Raw genomic sequence first — 15,679 nt, 5'->3', positions numbered from 1 at the left:
AGGGTAGTGAGTCATGGAAGCAACAGGTAAAGCTCAACAGCAGAATACAGTAGTAGCCTCGAATTCAGAAGATGCTATCAATGTATTAGTCATCTCTGGTCGTTCAGGATCAGGTAAAACTTCAGTATTAAATATACTAGAGGATTTAGGCTATTATTCTATTGATAATTTGCCATTATCCTTAGTGCCTGAAGCAGCGCATAAGCTGATTAGCGAGAGCGGTCTCAAACGTATTGCTCTAGGTGTTGATATTCGCTCACCGCGTGCCGATTTATCGAATTTCTCTGCCATACACGATACTTTAAAACAGACTTACGATGAAAAAAACGTGCAAGTGATTTATGTCACTGCACAAGAAGGCACCCTAGTTGCGCGCTTCAACGCCACTCGTCGCGTGCATCCGTTGATGGCACAAGATAGTGAAGATTCGGAGCATACTAGCTATAACTTGCCAGCCGCTATCAAAAAAGAGGTTGAGTTATTGCAACCTATTGCTAGTCATGCTGATATTATTATTGATACTACTAAGCTGAATATTCACCAATTAAAAGAGCGTCTACGTGAACAAATAGGTGCTGAAAATAAAATTGTCATTAACCTATTATCTTTTGGCTTTAAGTATGGCAGTCCTATTGACGCCGACTTTGTATTTGATGTTAGAATTTTACCGAATCCGCATTGGAATCCTGCGCTGCGTAGCGCTACTGGACTCGATGGTGAAGTGGCAGAGTTCTTTGCTGATTATCCTGAAGTTGCAGAAATGACGGATGATATCGATAAGTTTCTAAATCGTTGGCTACCAGACTTCTTGCATAATAATCGTCATACAGTGACTATAGGTATAGGCTGTACTGGTGGCAAGCATCGTTCAGTATTTATCACTGAACAGCTACGAAACAGGCTGGCTGCTAGTTTACCAGCAGAGTTAACGGTCATTGCCAAGCATCGTGAAAAGAGTCGTTGGTAAGGGACAGCTGCTAACCGTTGACCATACCTAAGAATAGCTTTGACCAAGCGCTAACTGTTTTTTAGTTGAGCTGGCAAGTACTACCATTTAGCAGTTTCATTAAACATTTTCATGAAACGCTATTACTAGATATTATGATTAATATTGAAATCATTTTTTAACTATTATTTTTTAACTACTATTTTAGAGAGCTTATATGATTGACTGGTCAGAACAGGACATGCGAGTTTCGCGCACTGAACTAAAAAAAGCTCATGAGCGCTTACAAACATTATCTATACCGCTATCAAACTTGTCAAAAAAGCAGCTAAAAAAAATTCCTGCCAGTGAGTACTTTATGGCAGAGTTGATGGCTTTAGCAGATATCACTAGTGCCACTGCTCGCATTCGTCAAACCAAACGTGTTGGCAAGCTTATCAGTGAAGAGAACCGTCATGAGCTAGTAAAAGCGCTGTTTGAGGCTCATTTCGCTAGTGAGCAAGTGGCTAAAATTGAGAGCTGGCATAGCCGATTGAATATCAATGATGAAGGCACCCTCAAGCAGTTTGTGAAGCAGTACAAAATCTCTGAGCGTAATAGTCTTTATCAGTTATTATTATGGATTGAGTATGCCAAACATAATCAAGATGATGAGTTAATGGCAGAGTCGAAAGAAGACCTAGTAAGCTACATCCGTGAAGTCGCTATTTTATCTGATCTTAAGTAATCCTGAGCTTACAGTATTATTAGTTAGCAGTATAAGTAACCATAAAAAAGCCAATCATAATAAAATGATTGGCTTTTTTACTGAGTTAATTTTTAACTCATTAGACTAGCAACTGGTTATATATTGCGTCTTATTATTTAACTGGCCTACTTAGGACAATTATTTCTTCTCAGCACGAACTTTATTGACTAGATAATCGACTACTTTAGGGACTTCAGCGCTTTCACCTGTGACTACATATTTGCCTTGTATGACTACGGCAGGTACGCCACTCAATTGATAGCGCTTGGCTCCAGCTTGCGAACGACCTATTTTGGTACCCACAGCGAAAGAGTTATAAAGACTATTGAATTTCTTTTGGTCAACGCCTTTAGAAGCATACCATTTGCTTAATGACACTTGGTCAAATATCTGTTTGTTATCTTTATGAATAGCATTGAATAGGGCATCATGAGTTTTGTTCTCATAGCCTAATAATTGCGCAGCATAGAAACCACGAGCACTAGCTTCCCAAACAGGATTTAGAGCTGCTGGAGTTTTAAAGAAGGCTACATCTTTAGCTTTGGTTGCTGCCCACTTTTCCATAAATGGATTTAAGGTAAAGCAGTGTGGACAGCCATACCAAAAGAACTCACGTACAATGATAGCATTACCGCTAATTTTTTCTGGATTATCAAGTACACGGTAGTCTTTACCAGCAACGTAGTCTGCTGCTTGTACGCTCATAGTGGTAAGCCCAATAGCAAAAGCCAAGCCAGTCAATGCGATAACACGTTTCATAATTATTCCTTCAGATACTTAAGGGGTGAGTGCTTAATATTAGCTTTGAGTTATAAAAAGCTTATTTAAAGAGTGGTAATAAATGGCTAACAGCTAGCTATAATCTGCCTATAATAACGTAAAACGCGGTCAGTTGTTAACCGTATTCTTAACCAAAAGTTGCAAAGGTGTAGCCACTATTTAGAGCTGCTTATGGTAACTGACTAAAACTAGCGAGTTAATGAGAGCTTTAGTCGAAAAAATTGAGTAGTGATGTATCAATAATAACCTACACAAACCGTCACTATGTGGTCACGACAAAGCGGTCATGGTCATGCTAACATTGAACAACTATACAAAATATATAATTTTAATGATCCTATTTATTAATGAAACTGAAGGAAAATGCTATGAGTTCAGTTGTACCTCCTAACGCTACTGTAAATGATGCCAATGTAAAGCATGGCAATACTGATGTAAGCCGCCATGATAATGCGGATTTTTATCGGTCAACCACCACTAATGTGGATCCTAGTGAGGTTGATAAATTCAATAAACTGGCTACTGAATGGTGGGATAAAACCGGCGCATTTGCAACCTTGCATGAGATCAATCCACTGCGCCTTAATTGGATAGAGGACAATGTAAAACGCGGTTATCAGGCCGATACGTCCAGCTTAGCTGCAGATCAGAATACAGCAGAGTCAGGCTTATCAGGCAAGAGAATAGTCGATGTAGGTTGTGGTGGTGGTATTTTATCTGAGTCTATGGCGCGTCGTGGAGCACAAGTAATAGGCATTGATTTAGGTACTGAAAACCTAAAAGCTGCTAGCCTACATGCTGAGCAGAGCGGCCTGACTGAGACTTTAAGTTATCAACATATTGCAGTTGAGAGTTTTGCGGCTAAACATGCCGGTCAGTTCGATGTAGTGACTTGTATGGAGATGCTGGAGCATGTGCCAGACCCTAGCGCTATTGTACAAGCTTGCTTCGATATGTTGGCGCCTGGTGGTGTTTGTGTGCTCTCTACCATTAATCGCAATCCTAAGTCTTACCTGTTCGCCATTATTGGTGCTGAGTATGTCTTACGCTTGCTAGATCGTGGTACTCATGATTACGCAAAGTTCATCACTCCAGCTGAGTTGGATAAGATGGCTGCCACTGCAGGCTTTACTCGTCAAGATATCATCGGCCTGCATTATAATCCAATAACTAAGCGCTATTGGTTGGCGCAGAATGTCGATGTAAATTATATGATGGCAGTACAAAAGCCTTTGTCTTAGGCCTAATATCATTGGGCTATAGTATGAACACATGATAAATATTCTAAAATGTCACTTTTAATAAAAGAAGAGCTATTCTCATGACCAATTTTGTAAAAGCAGTGCTGTTCGACCTCGATGGAACTTTAATTGACACTGCTGCTGATTTTGTACGCATTATTGGCAAAATGAGTGATGAAAATAATTGGCTAGCACCCGCTGAGAGTGACATTCGTGAGCAAGTATCTGCTGGCGCTTCTGCTATGGTAAAGTTGATGCTGCGCCATAATCAGCAGTCAGAGGTGACGGAGGAGACTTTGCTAGCTTTTCGTCAGCAGTTTTTAGACGATTATGAAGCAGATATTTGTGTCGATAGCCGCTTGTTTGATAATCTTCAGGAAGTATTGGCTTTTCTGGAAACCAATCAAGTACCTTGGGGCATTGTTACTAATAAGCCGCGCTACTTAGCAGAACAGTTATTAGAGAAAATGCAGTTAACTGAGCGCTGTACGGTGCTAGTGTGCCCGGATGATGTTTCACGCCCTAAGCCTGATCCAGAACCGATGTACTTGGCATTAGAGAAATTGGGTATACCGCGAGGTGGCGCCGCTAGTGTGTTGTACGTAGGCGATCATATTCGGGATATCGAGGCGGGTAATGCTGCTGGCATGCCAACTATTTTGGCAGCTTATGGTTACATTCCACCCCAAGATCAAAAGACCCTTAAAAAGTGGGGTGCTACTTATATTGTTGAGACTCCTATGCAGTTGAATAAGCTGCTACTTAGTTCCGGCAAGTTTGATTATTTATAAACTTGAAAGCTATAAGTGATGAGGCGTTAAGTTATAAGGTACTAAGTTATAAGGTACTAAGTTATACCCTAATCAGCTTATGACTCAGTACCTTTAAAAACTGGTATTATTTTACTATATAATCGACTTCTTTTATAAACCCAAGCAATGAGCCAGGCTATGACCAACTATTCTAATAAAGAGGCTAATCAAGCTTCTAGTCAAACTATTAGCAAACCACTAACCTCTGAGGAGGTTCGTAATTTTGTCGCTACAGAAGGATGCCTAAAGGGCAAAACTATCCTAGTAACAGGGGCAGGGGCAGGCATAGGCAGAGTAGCTGCTCTAAGCTATGCTCGTTATGGGGCAACAGTGCTACTCTTAGGTCGTACTAGCAGTAAGCTGGAAGCAGTCTATGACGAAATCGAGAGCAGTGGTGGTCAGCAGCCAGCTATGCTGCCGATGGATTTAGAAAAGGCAAGTTATGCAGAGATGCAGCAGTTAGAAGGCTTGATTAACAAAGAATTTGGTCAGCTTGATGGGGTGTTACATAATGCCGGGATACTCGGTGAGCTAACCCCACTTGAGATGTATGATGTCGATATTTTTGCTAAAGTCATGCAAGTCAACTTTACCTCGACATTTATGCTGACTCAAGCCCTATTACCTCTGCTTAAAGGCGCCAAAAATGCTTCTATTGTCTTCACTTCTAGTACAGTAGGTACTCATCCACGTGCATTTTGGGGTGCTTATGCACTCTCTAAACAAGCGCTTGAAGGTATGAGTGATATCTTTACTCAAGAGACTAAGAACACCACCAATTTGCGTTTTAATTGCATTAATCCAGGCGGTACACGTACTAATATGCGTGCTCATGCCTTCCCAGGTGAAAGCCCATTAAGTTTGCAGACTCCTGAAGACATCATGGCCGGCTATTTGTGTCTGATGAGCGATGCCAGCATCGGGGTACGTGGGCAAGTAGTAGCATTACAGCTAAAGGACTAACAATTAAGCGCAATCAGTATTTGAATAATAAATCAACATGATCTGGACAACCCTTACAGATGTAATAATAGTTTGCTAGTCATTACAGCTTAGCGGAATGTTATGTTGATTTTTAGTCGAAACTATTAATAATCCTAATTAAGGGTAACCCCCATGAAAAAAATTATCTCCGTTGCTGTTCTGCTACTAGGGTGTACTTCAGCTTTTGCCCAAACAGTACTTTTTGATTCCTCCATAGAACACAAACCTAAGGACGGTGTCATTAAAATATATGGTGCAGGCGGACCCCATACTGCTTTGAGAAAAGTTGCCGACTTATGGGAAAAGCAAAGTGCAACCAAAGTTGAGCTAATTGCAGGTCCTGAGAGTCGTTGGTCTGCTGCTGCACAAGCTGATGCTGACGCTCTGTGGGGAACTTCTGAGCAAGCCATGACCGCTTTTCTTGAAACCTATAAAACTTTTGATCATGACAAAGCTATTCCTATATATATTAGTCCCACGGTCATAGCCGTACAAAAGGGCAATCCCAAAAATATACGTGGATTTGATGACTTGTTAAAAAAAGACGTCACAATAATCGTCACTGACGGTAAAGGTATATACAATACCTCTGGAACGGGAACTTGGGAAGATGTTGCAGGTCGCAAAGGCAAGTTAAGTGACATCGCTGGTTTTCGAAAGAATATTGTAGGGTATACGTTAGGTTCTGGCGCCGGCTTTAAAGCATTTAAAGAAACCAAGGCAGATGCTTGGTTAACTTGGCCCAATTGGCCTATTAGCAATGCTAAAGATATGGATATGGTTTACATAGATAAAGATAGAGTGATCTGGCGTGATCTCAACATGGTAGTGTCGCCAAAAGCTGATCCTGAAACACAAGATTTCCTTGACTTTCTGATCACCGAAAAAGCCCAAAAAATCATGAAAACTGAAGGCTGGCAACGTTAAATAAACGAATATAATTATCAGTGTTAAGTTAAGATTCTGACTATTGAATTGAAGTTATCTAACCCCATCTAGTTGTTATAAAACACATTAATTTTGATATATAGCTATAGAATAAATAACAAAGGATAAAATTATGGCAGGTGGATGGTCAAGAGACGGAGCTGAGCACGAGCAAATGGATGCTACGGTTAATGATGCACTAGATCGAGTACGTAGCTCATTACCAAAAGGGGAGAGTGCTGAGTTCTGTGACGAATGCGGTAACCCTATTCCAGAAGCACGTCGAATAGCAGTAGCGGGCGTGCAGCATTGTATTGGTTGTCAGACGGAGCTTGAGAAAGAGGCTAGAGCTGCCGAGCTATTCAACCGACGCGGTAGTAAGGACAGCCAGCTGCGCTAATAGCTGCTTAATCCTTATAAAAAAGCCAATGCGGCTATCGATAATAGATAGCAACATTGGCTTTTTTATACTCTAGTTTTCTTCAATAACGGCTGAGATTACTAACGGATTAGACTACTAGGGCCATTAATTGACTATTCCAACTATCCCAAATTTCACGTTGCTCGATTTTATCCTGAGTTGAGTCAGTATCAGCTGCTAAAATAATCTCTAAACGATTATCCAGCTGGGCATCACTAGTTTCGATAGTTAGACTGTCAGGAGTAAAGTTGAGTTGTAGCCAACCTTCAGTAGTATTTATAAGCCCTTTAATACGCTGCCAGTTAGGCAATTGTAATAACCATAGCTTGAGCTTAGCAAAGTCGAATATCGAAGCTGCAGGCAAGCGCCAACCGCCTACAAGCATATCCTGCCGCTGATCATGATAGTAATAAGGTGGCTGATCAGCTACAACTTTGCGGACATGGTTACTAGAGCTTTTAACTACGCCAGGGTTTATGACACTTGAGTTTATGCGAGTTGAGTTTTGATTAGCAGTAGCTGATTTATTTATAACAACGCTTGGCTGTGTTAATGGCACTATCAACTCTGATAAGTAACGGTCAAAATCAACGCTAGTTTTAGAGTCACTAATGTTTGGGTCAATACTATCAATTTTATCCTGAGATGCCGGTTTAGCCCAAATTATTTGGCTATGAGTATTGAGGGTGCTAATCCATGCTTTAAGCGCTAATAGCTCAGCTTTATTTAATTGCTGGTAGCGATTAATAACTAACACATCAGCGGCTGCAACGTGCGCTTGATAGCCAGTATGACTACGATATTTAGGTTGTTGCCATTGGAGCGCATTGAATACCGTAACCACCGCTTGCATAGATAGCGCTGTTTGCCAGTGCGGATCATTTAATTGACGCAGCAACTGGCGAGGATGGGCAAGTCCAGTGGGCTCAATAATAAGACGCTGGGGATGCTGCTCAGTTAATAGACGGCTCAAGGCAACCTGCAAAGGCAATTGACTAGTGCAGCAAATACAACCACCGCTGACCTCACTAATAGCAATATCGCTTTTAGCTTTATCCTGACTTTTTGCGTTTGCCAATAACGCCCCATCAATACCAATACGTCCAAACTCGTTGATCAGTAAGGCCCAACGCTCATTAAGTGGCTTAAAGTTTAATAGCTGGTTGATAACTGTAGTCTTCCCAGAACCCAAAAACCCTGTCACTAGAGTACAGGGTATATTTTGTAGGATAGATAGTTTGCTCATAGGCACGGCACTACTAAACTAAAGTTATTCAGTTTTAGTGGCTTCTGGCTCAGCCTCGTCAGGAACGAATACATAGCCCACGCCCCAAACTGTTTGAATATAACGGGCTTGTGAGGGATTATCCTCAATCAGGCGACGTAGACGCGAAACTTGTACATCGATAGAGCGTTCCATAGCACCCCATTCACGGCCGCGAGCTAGATTCATCAGCTTATCACGAGTCAACGGCTCACGTGGATGCTGCACTAAGGCTTTTAGCACTGAAAACTCACCAGTAGTCAAAGTCACTACATTGCCATCACGCTTTAGAGTACGAGTAGATAGATCTAGCGTCCATGGACCGAATTCGACCACTTCTAACTGATAGCTAGGCGCGCCTGGCAGTTCACGATTTTGACGGCGCAATACCGCTTTGATACGGGCCAGCAACTCTTTAGGGTTAAAAGGCTTTGGTAGATAATCATCAGCGCCCGCTTCTAAACCAGCAATACGATCAGCATCACCACCTTTAGCAGTCAACATAATAATCGGGATATCGCCGTTATCTTCACGTAAGCGCTTACAGATGGTAATCCCATCCTCGCCCGGTAGCATTAGATCTAATACCACCAATGAAAAAAGTTCACGCTGCATCAATTTGTCCATTTGACTGCCATCATGCGCGGTACGGACTACAAAGCCATCATCTTCTAGGAAGCGTTGTAGCAAAGAGCGTAAACGAGCGTCATCATCGACGACCAAAATGCGCTGAGTCATAGTATCGGAACTTTTATTTTCAGTCATGAATAGATCCTTTATTGAGCGTTATTATTGTTAAAGACTTGCTGATTGGTAGTTAATTGTTGGTAATTGAAAACCCATAAACTCAAATATTAAATTTTGCCAATAAATCTTAAGAAATTGCCAGTCATTGACTGGTGTTTATAGTATTCCTGCTTTAGTGTATAAGATTGCACCGTCAATTGCATCACTATTAGGCACAAATGCTGTATGCGTTTGTTTAACAAACACAGATAACAACTACTATATTGCCTTTTATCCCCTAAAAATACTTATAAGCAACGAAAAAATAAAAAGAATTTTTATTTATGCAGCTTTTGCTATAATGCCAAACACCATTTCTTAACGATTGATATGTATATGAGTAGCACTGATACCTTAACGTCATCACTAGCCCCGACAAATGCACAGGGCTTAGATGCAACCACACACGCGAATATTCACGACAAGCTTGCTCGCGCGCTTGGCATTAAGACTGCTCAAGTTAAAGCGTTTGTCAAACTTTATGATGAAGGGGACACCGTTCCCTTCATTGCTCGCTATCGCAAAGAGAAAACTCAAAATCTCGATGATGTGCAGCTACGTGCGCTAGAGAAGTCACTCAATTATGAACGTGACATGGCCACGCGCCGACTGAAGATTACTGAGTTACTCAGCACTCAAGGTAATCTTACCGATGAGCTGCAAAAGCGTATCGATAATGCCACTTCTAAGCTAGAGCTAGAGGATATCTACTTACCCTACCGTCCACGTCGCCGCTCACCAGCTGCTAAAGCACGTGCTGCCGGTTTAGATAACGCAGCTCAAGCAGTATTAGCCACAGAGATTACTCCAGAAGATGCGTTAGCGGATTATCAAGCACCAGCTACTATCACTGATGACAGTGGTAACGAGATTGAAGTTGATTTTGCAGACTTAGATAAGCAGTTGGCAGGGGTACAAGCCATCATCGTTGATGAATGGACGCAAGAATTAGGCTTATTGGATAGCTTACGTAATGGCTTTGCCAAGACAGCTAGTATCGTATCAGCCGTTGCTAGTGATGATAAGCGTGAAGTAGGTGAAAAGTTCAAAGACTACTTTGAGCATAGTGAGAGCCTTGCACGCCTGCCTAATCATCGCCTATTAGCTATGCTACGCGGTCGCCAAGAAAACGTCTTAGGTCTAAAAATAGAAGGCGAAGATGCACCTTTTATTGATAAAATAATTAAGCATTTTGAGATTGATGGTAAAGCTCCAGCAGCCCGTCACCAGTTTCTAGTAGAAGCCGCTAATAGCTTGTGGAAAGAAAAATGGCGTCCGCATATTGAACATCGCTTATTGACTGAAAAGCGTCTAAATGCAGAAGCCGATGCTATTGAAGTTTTCGCTAGTAACCTACAGCATTTATTGATGTCAGCTCCAGCGGGTCGCAAAGTTATCTTAGGGGTCGATCCCGGTATTCGTCATGGGGTCAAAATGGCTATTATTGATAGCCAAGGTCACGTGATGTTGGATAGTAGTGACAAGCCAGTGATTGCCACGGTTTATCCTTTTGCTCCTGATAATAAGATGGATGAAGCCAAAACTGTTATTGATAAGCTATTGGCTACTTATAATGTTGACTTAGTAGCTATTGGTAATGGTACAGCGAGTCGCGAAACCGACGCTATGATTAAAGAGATCCTAGCCGCTAATGAGGCGTTACATGCCAAAGCGGTCATCGTCAATGAGTCAGGTGCTTCGGTTTATTCAGCCAGTGAGCTGGCTAGTGATGAGTTGGCCAACTTAGATGTATCAGTGCGTGGCGCAGTTTCAATCGCTCGTCGCTTGCAAGACCCTTTATCTGAGTTAGTAAAAGTCGATCCAAAAGCTATTGGTGTCGGTCAATATCAGCATGACGTTAACCAAAACCAGCTTGCCGATAGTCTTGATAAAGTTACTCAAGATAGCGTGAACGCGGTTGGGGTTGACGTTAATACGGCTAGTCCTGCAATCTTGACTCATATTGCTGGTTTGAATAAGAATGTTGCGCAGCAGATCGTTACTTATCGCTCTGAACATGGCGCTTTTGCCAGTCGTGAAGATCTAAAAAATGTACCACGTTTAGGTACGAAGACTTTTGAACAAGCGGCAGGATTCTTGCGTATCAATGACGGTACTAATCCTCTAGATGCGACTGGTGTACATCCAGAAAGCTATCAGTTAGTAGCGGCATTATTGAGTCAAACTGGTAAAGATTTAGCGGATATTATTGGTAATGACGGTGTGCTAAATAGTATTGACATCACGGCTATTGCTGCTAATGATGACAACATCAGTATTAGCGCTATTATCCAAGAGTTGGCAAAACCTGCCCGTGATCCACGTCCTGAGTTTAAAACGGCCACTTTCCGTGATGACGTCAACAGTATCAAGGATTTGTCTGAAGGCATGACGCTTGAAGGCGTAGTTACTAACGTTACAGCATTTGGTTGCTTCGTCGATGTCGGTGTTCATCAAGATGGCTTAGTGCATATCTCTCAGATGGCTAATGACTTTGTTGCTGACCCTATGAACCGAGTGAAGCCAGGCGATATTATCTCTGTTCGGGTGATCTCTATTGACGAAAAGCGTGGCCGTATCGGTTTTAGTATGAAACCTGAAGCTGAAAAACCAGCTCGCAACGCTAATAAGGCCTCAGCTAATACTGATAGCAAAGGTGCTAATGACAGCACTCAAAACGCTAATAGCAGTGCTGAGCGTAAAACTAGCCGTCCACAAGCCAAACGTCCAGCGTCTGACGATAAGCGCTCTGCAAAACCACGTGGGCCACGTACTGATCGAAATGATAAGCGTAGTACCACTAACACTAGTAGCGCTAATCCTAGCAGCAGCAAGCCTAGTAAAGCAGAAGCTCCTAGCAAGATGGGTACTTTTGGTGCCTTGCTACAAGAAGCTGGTGTGACTAAAGCTAAAAAGTAATTAGGGTTTATTAAAGTATAAAAAAGGCAGCCTGAGGGCTGCCTTTTTTTATGTTCTCAACTCTATCAATTTTATTTTTTGCTAACGCTAGACCAAGCAATAATTGCGTTAGCAAAGTTGACTAGGTGTTGATTTATAAATCGTCTTCTTCTGAAGCTTCTGCTAAGTCTTCCGGTGCCTCTAGCACAGGATCTTCAGATATTATTTCAGTGGTTTGTAATTCTGAATTTTGTAGAGCTTCTGCTGGTGCTTTTATTTCCGTAGTCATCGGTTGCTGACCGTTCGGTGCTTTTATCTCTGTAGTCATCGGCTGTTGACCGTTTGGCGCTTTTATCTCAGTAGTCATGGGCTGTTGACCATCAGTACTATTGGCACGTGCACGTGAAACAGTTTTAGTTTCGCTAATAGTAAGTGGAGCGATTTTACTGGTTTTAGAAGTATTTGCATCGTTCTGATTGTCTGTGCTGGCAACAGCCATCTCAGCGGTGGCCGTTGTCTTGTTAGCGGCTTTAGTATTAGCTGGAGCTGCCATTGCCAATGTTGGGATAGTAAGTGCAGCGCCAATCAATAATGATAAAGTTAGGTTATGGTTTTTCATTTATTTAATCCTCAATTTATAATTTTATAATGTCAGTTAGAATAGTCGTACAAACAACTCTAATTAAGTACGGCTTAATATAACGAATTTCTATTTAGAATACAGAATATATATATTTAAAATAACTAATATATAACCTATAGAGAAAATAAAATCATGATAATCAATTGGTGACTATCATGACTGATTGGTATAAAAATATTGGTCAGTACACAACGTTGTCTATAAATATAAAAAACAGCGTAAACACTAGGCGCAATAATAACAATTTAAATACCAACCATTCAGTGGTACATCGATGTAAAATCTAACAGGCTCCTACTAATAAGTGATATCGTGCAATTATTGTAGTGTTATTGTTAGATAAAAACCGCATCTTGTGAGCAAAATGCGGTTATTTTAAGGCTACTAATCACTAGTTCCTATACAGGTTTTTGAGCTATAGGTTTAGCTATCAATCACATCAAAGCTTAAACCCGCATGTTTCTCTAAACGCTCAAGTAACTTGTCGCCCATTGCTGAAGCAGGTGTCCAAAAGCCACCTTCCACTTCTTGTTTACTGATATCTTGCGCTAAGCATAAAGCCGATTGCGCTAGCATGCGTGAAGTACTGCCGTAGCCAGGATCTCGGTCACCAGTTACTTTAGTGCTAATAGTATCGCTGTTAGAGGTTTTTCCAAAAAACCTAAGATCAAAAAAGCCTTCATCTTGTTCTGATTTAGAAGGACCTGAGCCTGATTTAGGTAATACATGCTTCGATAGCAACTCACGACTTGGCTTAAACATCATAGCTGTCGCAAATCCTAATAAACCGGCGCTTAAACCATAACTCATCAATTTACCTTTGATACCATCTTGCATCCACATAGCTTCATCGTATTTAAAGTCATGCCCATACTGATAGCTTAACAGCTGGTTACTACGATGAACGATACGAGTATTGATACTGGCCATCACAAAAGGAGCTAGCCAGCGTTTATGCTCGCTATCGTATTCAGGCTTGCCAACATTGTCTTGGCGTACACTAGGCGCATCTTTGTCATCGTTCAATAGGTAAGGGTTAGCAACTTGTTTACGACGCGCTTTATCTTGGCCTACCTCTTCAAAGATAGTGGCCATAGAGGCAATAGTACCACCAGATAAGCCACCTTTAGCTGCTTTTACCCGCATATTGATGCTTTGACAAGCTTGACCAAATTTAGCTTCAGCATGCTGCTGAGTGAAGTAGACGCCTAAATCAGAAGGTATAGAATCAAAGCCACAAGAATTGATGATGCGCGCGCCACTTTGCTTGGCTGTCTGTTGATACTTATCTAACATATCTTTGATAAAGATAGCTTCGCCAGTGAGATCAACATAATCAGTACCATTTTCAGCGCAAGATTTGATTAGGGGTTCGCCGTATTTTAGATAAGGACCGACTGTTGAGATAACCACTTGTGTCTGTTTAGTCATAGCGTCAAGGCTAGCTTGGTCGTCACTGTTAGCCATGATTATATCGACCTTATCAATTTTGGTGCCTTGGGCTTGCTGCAATCTATTGATTTCAGTCTGTAGAGTTTCTAGCTTTTGCTGATCACGTCCAGCTAACGCCCAAGAGATCGGCTTTGATTGATTGGCGTTATCAGCTTGCTGCTCAGTTATAAATTTTGTTAAGTAATGAGCGGTGATTTGTCCAACAAAGCTAGTAGCGCCATAGAGGACAATAGAATAAGCGCGCTGTGCAGTGTTAGACGCTGCCTCAGTCTGCTGGGTAGACTGATTTGCAGTATCTTGGCTAGAATCAGTATCATGGTTCATAATTATTTCCCTTTACAACTAATTAGAAGGCTTATTTAAAATAACCATAAAATGTCGATGACAGCACTTTATAAATGCAGGTGGTTATAATGATTTTTATAGCTGAGTGCTACTGTAACTGTGGCTTGTAATCGTTGCTATAGACGATTAATTAAATAGCTTCATAACTAAGATTTTGTATTAATCGTTCTACAAGCATCACTGCCTAGACTGATTGAATGGTATTTAGTGAATAAAACTAGTTAAGCAAAAATATGTAGACATATAATCTCCTAAAAACCAAGTAAAATCACTTAATGTGATATATTTGCTACAAATATGGCATTATCGCTACACAGGTTACACAATATAGCGTGAAGAATACCAAAATGAACGTATTAAGCTAATAAATGTTGCTACTCTTCTGTTAAGTTAATAACAACAAAGTTAATAACAATATTGAGCATTAAACATAGTAGTTTTCTAAATGCCGTTAAGTATATTTGAATAAATAGCTAATTAGAAAACGGATAGTAGTGAATTTTTAGCTATTTGAGAGCTGTGTTGATGTTTATCTTTTGCGTTTTATATGAGGAGAACGATTATGTTTCGTTGGGCTATTATTTTTGCAGTCATCGCACTGATAGCAAGTTTGTTAGGCTTCGGTGGAGTTGCCGGTTTATCATCTAACTTGGCTTATATCTTCTTAGTTGTTGCCGTAATTCTGTTCATCGTGGCCTTTATTGGTCGCAAAGTGTAATCGGCAGTAATTGACAAAAAGAAAAAAGCCCTCAATTGAGGACTTTTTTTTGCGTTTAATTTTTTGTGTTTAATCAAGATGAGTATTACTGGGCTACTAAATAATTAATATAGCTAAAAGTAGTTACAGACGTTTAGGCTGAATAATATATTCCATGCGTTTGGCCAAACGGATATCAAGACTAGTAATACCACCAGTATCGTGAGTAGTCAAACGTACATCAACTACGTTATAAGTATTATGCCATTCAGGATGATGCTCCAATGCTTCTGCATAAAAAGCCGCTTGATTCATAAAACTCATAGCTTCAATAAAATCACTAAAGTTGTAAGTCTTAACAATACTATTACCGTCACGTTGCCAGCCGGACAAATCTTCTAGCTGCAAGTCGACTTGTTGATTAGATAAACTACTCATAGCAATATCCTTTATTATTAGGTAAAAGTAAGCTGGCACTGTAAGGCCAATGGCTGGTTAAGATGCTGAACGCTGTTGTTGAGCGCTTTGGATCTAGGGTAACTGAGCAGTTATTTTATGGTATATAAGGTGCAAAAAACCTACCTATATTCTGCAGCTTCTTACTATAATCTAGCGATTAAACTATAAAATATAGTAATAAAGGTAGCAAAGTATGGGCAGGTATTGCAACGGTTAAACCGTTATAGCTGTCATCATAAGCTCGAATAGTAGCAGAGTTAGCAATAAATGCTAGTA

General features: G+C 40.9%; 15 protein-coding genes. 9 read left to right on the top strand and 6 right to left on the bottom strand.

Features of this window, described 5'->3' with window-relative positions; genetic code table 11:
* Window positions 1-13: 13 nt before the first annotated feature.
* The gene (rapZ, locus tag KZA12_RS04630) at window positions 14-967 is read left to right on the top strand and encodes an RNase adapter RapZ (protein WP_201621603.1); all 954 of its coding nucleotides are present in this window, start codon (window positions 14-16) and stop codon (window positions 965-967) included.
* Between the two features lie 196 nt (window positions 968-1,163).
* On the top strand, window positions 1,164-1,673 hold the full coding sequence (yjgA, locus tag KZA12_RS04625) for a ribosome biogenesis factor YjgA (protein WP_201621604.1): 510 nt from the start codon (window positions 1,164-1,166) through the stop codon (window positions 1,671-1,673).
* A gap of 159 nt (window positions 1,674-1,832) precedes the next feature.
* Here the strand turns inward: yjgA and KZA12_RS04620 are convergent, their stop codons facing one another.
* Window positions 1,833-2,453, bottom strand: coding sequence for a thiol:disulfide interchange protein DsbA/DsbL (locus KZA12_RS04620; protein WP_218689384.1), 621 nt, complete (start codon window positions 2,451-2,453; stop codon window positions 1,833-1,835).
* A 389-nt stretch (window positions 2,454-2,842) separates the two neighbouring features.
* On the opposite strand from KZA12_RS04620, the gene ubiG reads away from it, so the two are divergent.
* The 5 genes from ubiG to KZA12_RS04595 all read left to right on the top strand — a co-directional run bounded on the left by ubiG (window position 2,843) and on the right by KZA12_RS04595 (window position 6,838).
* Window positions 2,843-3,715: a bifunctional 2-polyprenyl-6-hydroxyphenol methylase/3-demethylubiquinol 3-O-methyltransferase UbiG gene (gene ubiG, locus KZA12_RS04615; RefSeq protein WP_201621606.1), complete on the top strand. Its 873-nt coding sequence runs from the start codon at window positions 2,843-2,845 to the stop codon at window positions 3,713-3,715.
* An 80-nt stretch (window positions 3,716-3,795) separates the two neighbouring features.
* Window positions 3,796-4,506: an HAD family hydrolase gene (locus tag KZA12_RS04610; protein WP_201621607.1), complete on the top strand. Its 711-nt coding sequence runs from the start codon at window positions 3,796-3,798 to the stop codon at window positions 4,504-4,506.
* Window positions 4,507-4,713: 207 nt separating this feature from the next.
* Window positions 4,714-5,490 carry a YciK family oxidoreductase gene (locus tag KZA12_RS04605; RefSeq protein ID WP_218689429.1) on the top strand — a complete coding sequence of 259 codons (777 nt, stop codon included), beginning with the start codon at window positions 4,714-4,716 and terminating at the stop codon, window positions 5,488-5,490.
* A gap of 153 nt (window positions 5,491-5,643) precedes the next feature.
* On the top strand, window positions 5,644-6,438 hold the full coding sequence (locus KZA12_RS04600) for a substrate-binding domain-containing protein (RefSeq protein WP_218689383.1): 795 nt from the start codon (window positions 5,644-5,646) through the stop codon (window positions 6,436-6,438).
* 133 nt (window positions 6,439-6,571) lie between these two features.
* Window positions 6,572-6,838 (top strand): DksA/TraR family C4-type zinc finger protein, encoded by a 267-nt coding sequence (locus KZA12_RS04595; RefSeq protein WP_201621609.1) that lies wholly within the window; start codon window positions 6,572-6,574, stop codon window positions 6,836-6,838.
* Between the two features lie 109 nt (window positions 6,839-6,947).
* Here KZA12_RS04595 and KZA12_RS04590 read toward each other — a convergent pair whose 3' ends face one another.
* Together KZA12_RS04590 and ompR are read right to left on the bottom strand one after the other, a co-directional pair.
* A complete protein-coding gene (locus tag KZA12_RS04590) occupies window positions 6,948-8,105 on the bottom strand; it encodes a GTP-binding protein (RefSeq protein WP_218689382.1) in 1,158 nt (385 codons plus the stop codon).
* A gap of 24 nt (window positions 8,106-8,129) precedes the next feature.
* On the bottom strand, window positions 8,130-8,888 hold the full coding sequence (ompR, locus tag KZA12_RS04585; protein WP_227677082.1) for a two-component system response regulator OmpR: 759 nt from the start codon (window positions 8,886-8,888) through the stop codon (window positions 8,130-8,132).
* A 357-nt stretch (window positions 8,889-9,245) separates the two neighbouring features.
* On the opposite strand from ompR, the gene KZA12_RS04580 reads away from it, so the two are divergent.
* Window positions 9,246-11,828 carry a Tex family protein gene (locus KZA12_RS04580; RefSeq protein WP_218689381.1) on the top strand — a complete coding sequence of 861 codons (2,583 nt, stop codon included), beginning with the start codon at window positions 9,246-9,248 and terminating at the stop codon, window positions 11,826-11,828.
* Window positions 11,829-11,961: 133 nt separating this feature from the next.
* Here the strand turns inward: KZA12_RS04580 and KZA12_RS04575 are convergent, their stop codons facing one another.
* On the bottom strand, window positions 11,962-12,426 hold the full coding sequence (locus KZA12_RS04575; protein ID WP_218689380.1) for a hypothetical protein: 465 nt from the start codon (window positions 12,424-12,426) through the stop codon (window positions 11,962-11,964).
* Window positions 12,427-12,873: 447 nt separating this feature from the next.
* Window positions 12,874-14,226, bottom strand: a complete 1,353-nt coding sequence (locus tag KZA12_RS04570) for a trans-acting enoyl reductase family protein (RefSeq protein ID WP_218689379.1) — start codon at window positions 14,224-14,226, stop codon at window positions 12,874-12,876.
* 583 nt (window positions 14,227-14,809) lie between these two features.
* Here KZA12_RS04570 and KZA12_RS04565 point away from each other — a divergent pair.
* On the top strand, window positions 14,810-14,965 hold the full coding sequence (locus tag KZA12_RS04565) for a DUF1328 domain-containing protein (protein ID WP_201621614.1): 156 nt from the start codon (window positions 14,810-14,812) through the stop codon (window positions 14,963-14,965).
* A 123-nt stretch (window positions 14,966-15,088) separates the two neighbouring features.
* Here KZA12_RS04565 and KZA12_RS04560 read toward each other — a convergent pair whose 3' ends face one another.
* Entirely contained in the window at window positions 15,089-15,382 is a 294-nt protein-coding gene (locus tag KZA12_RS04560; RefSeq protein ID WP_218689378.1) for a 4a-hydroxytetrahydrobiopterin dehydratase, read from the bottom strand.
* Window positions 15,383-15,679 lie beyond the last annotated feature (297 nt).

Source organism: Psychrobacter sp. BF1, assembly GCF_019279065.1.
In the GTDB taxonomy this organism is placed as follows: Bacteria; Pseudomonadota; Gammaproteobacteria; order Pseudomonadales; family Moraxellaceae; genus Psychrobacter; species Psychrobacter urativorans.
Note: the sequence above shows the minus strand (reverse complement) of the source record. Positions and strands in the feature narration are given on the sequence as shown.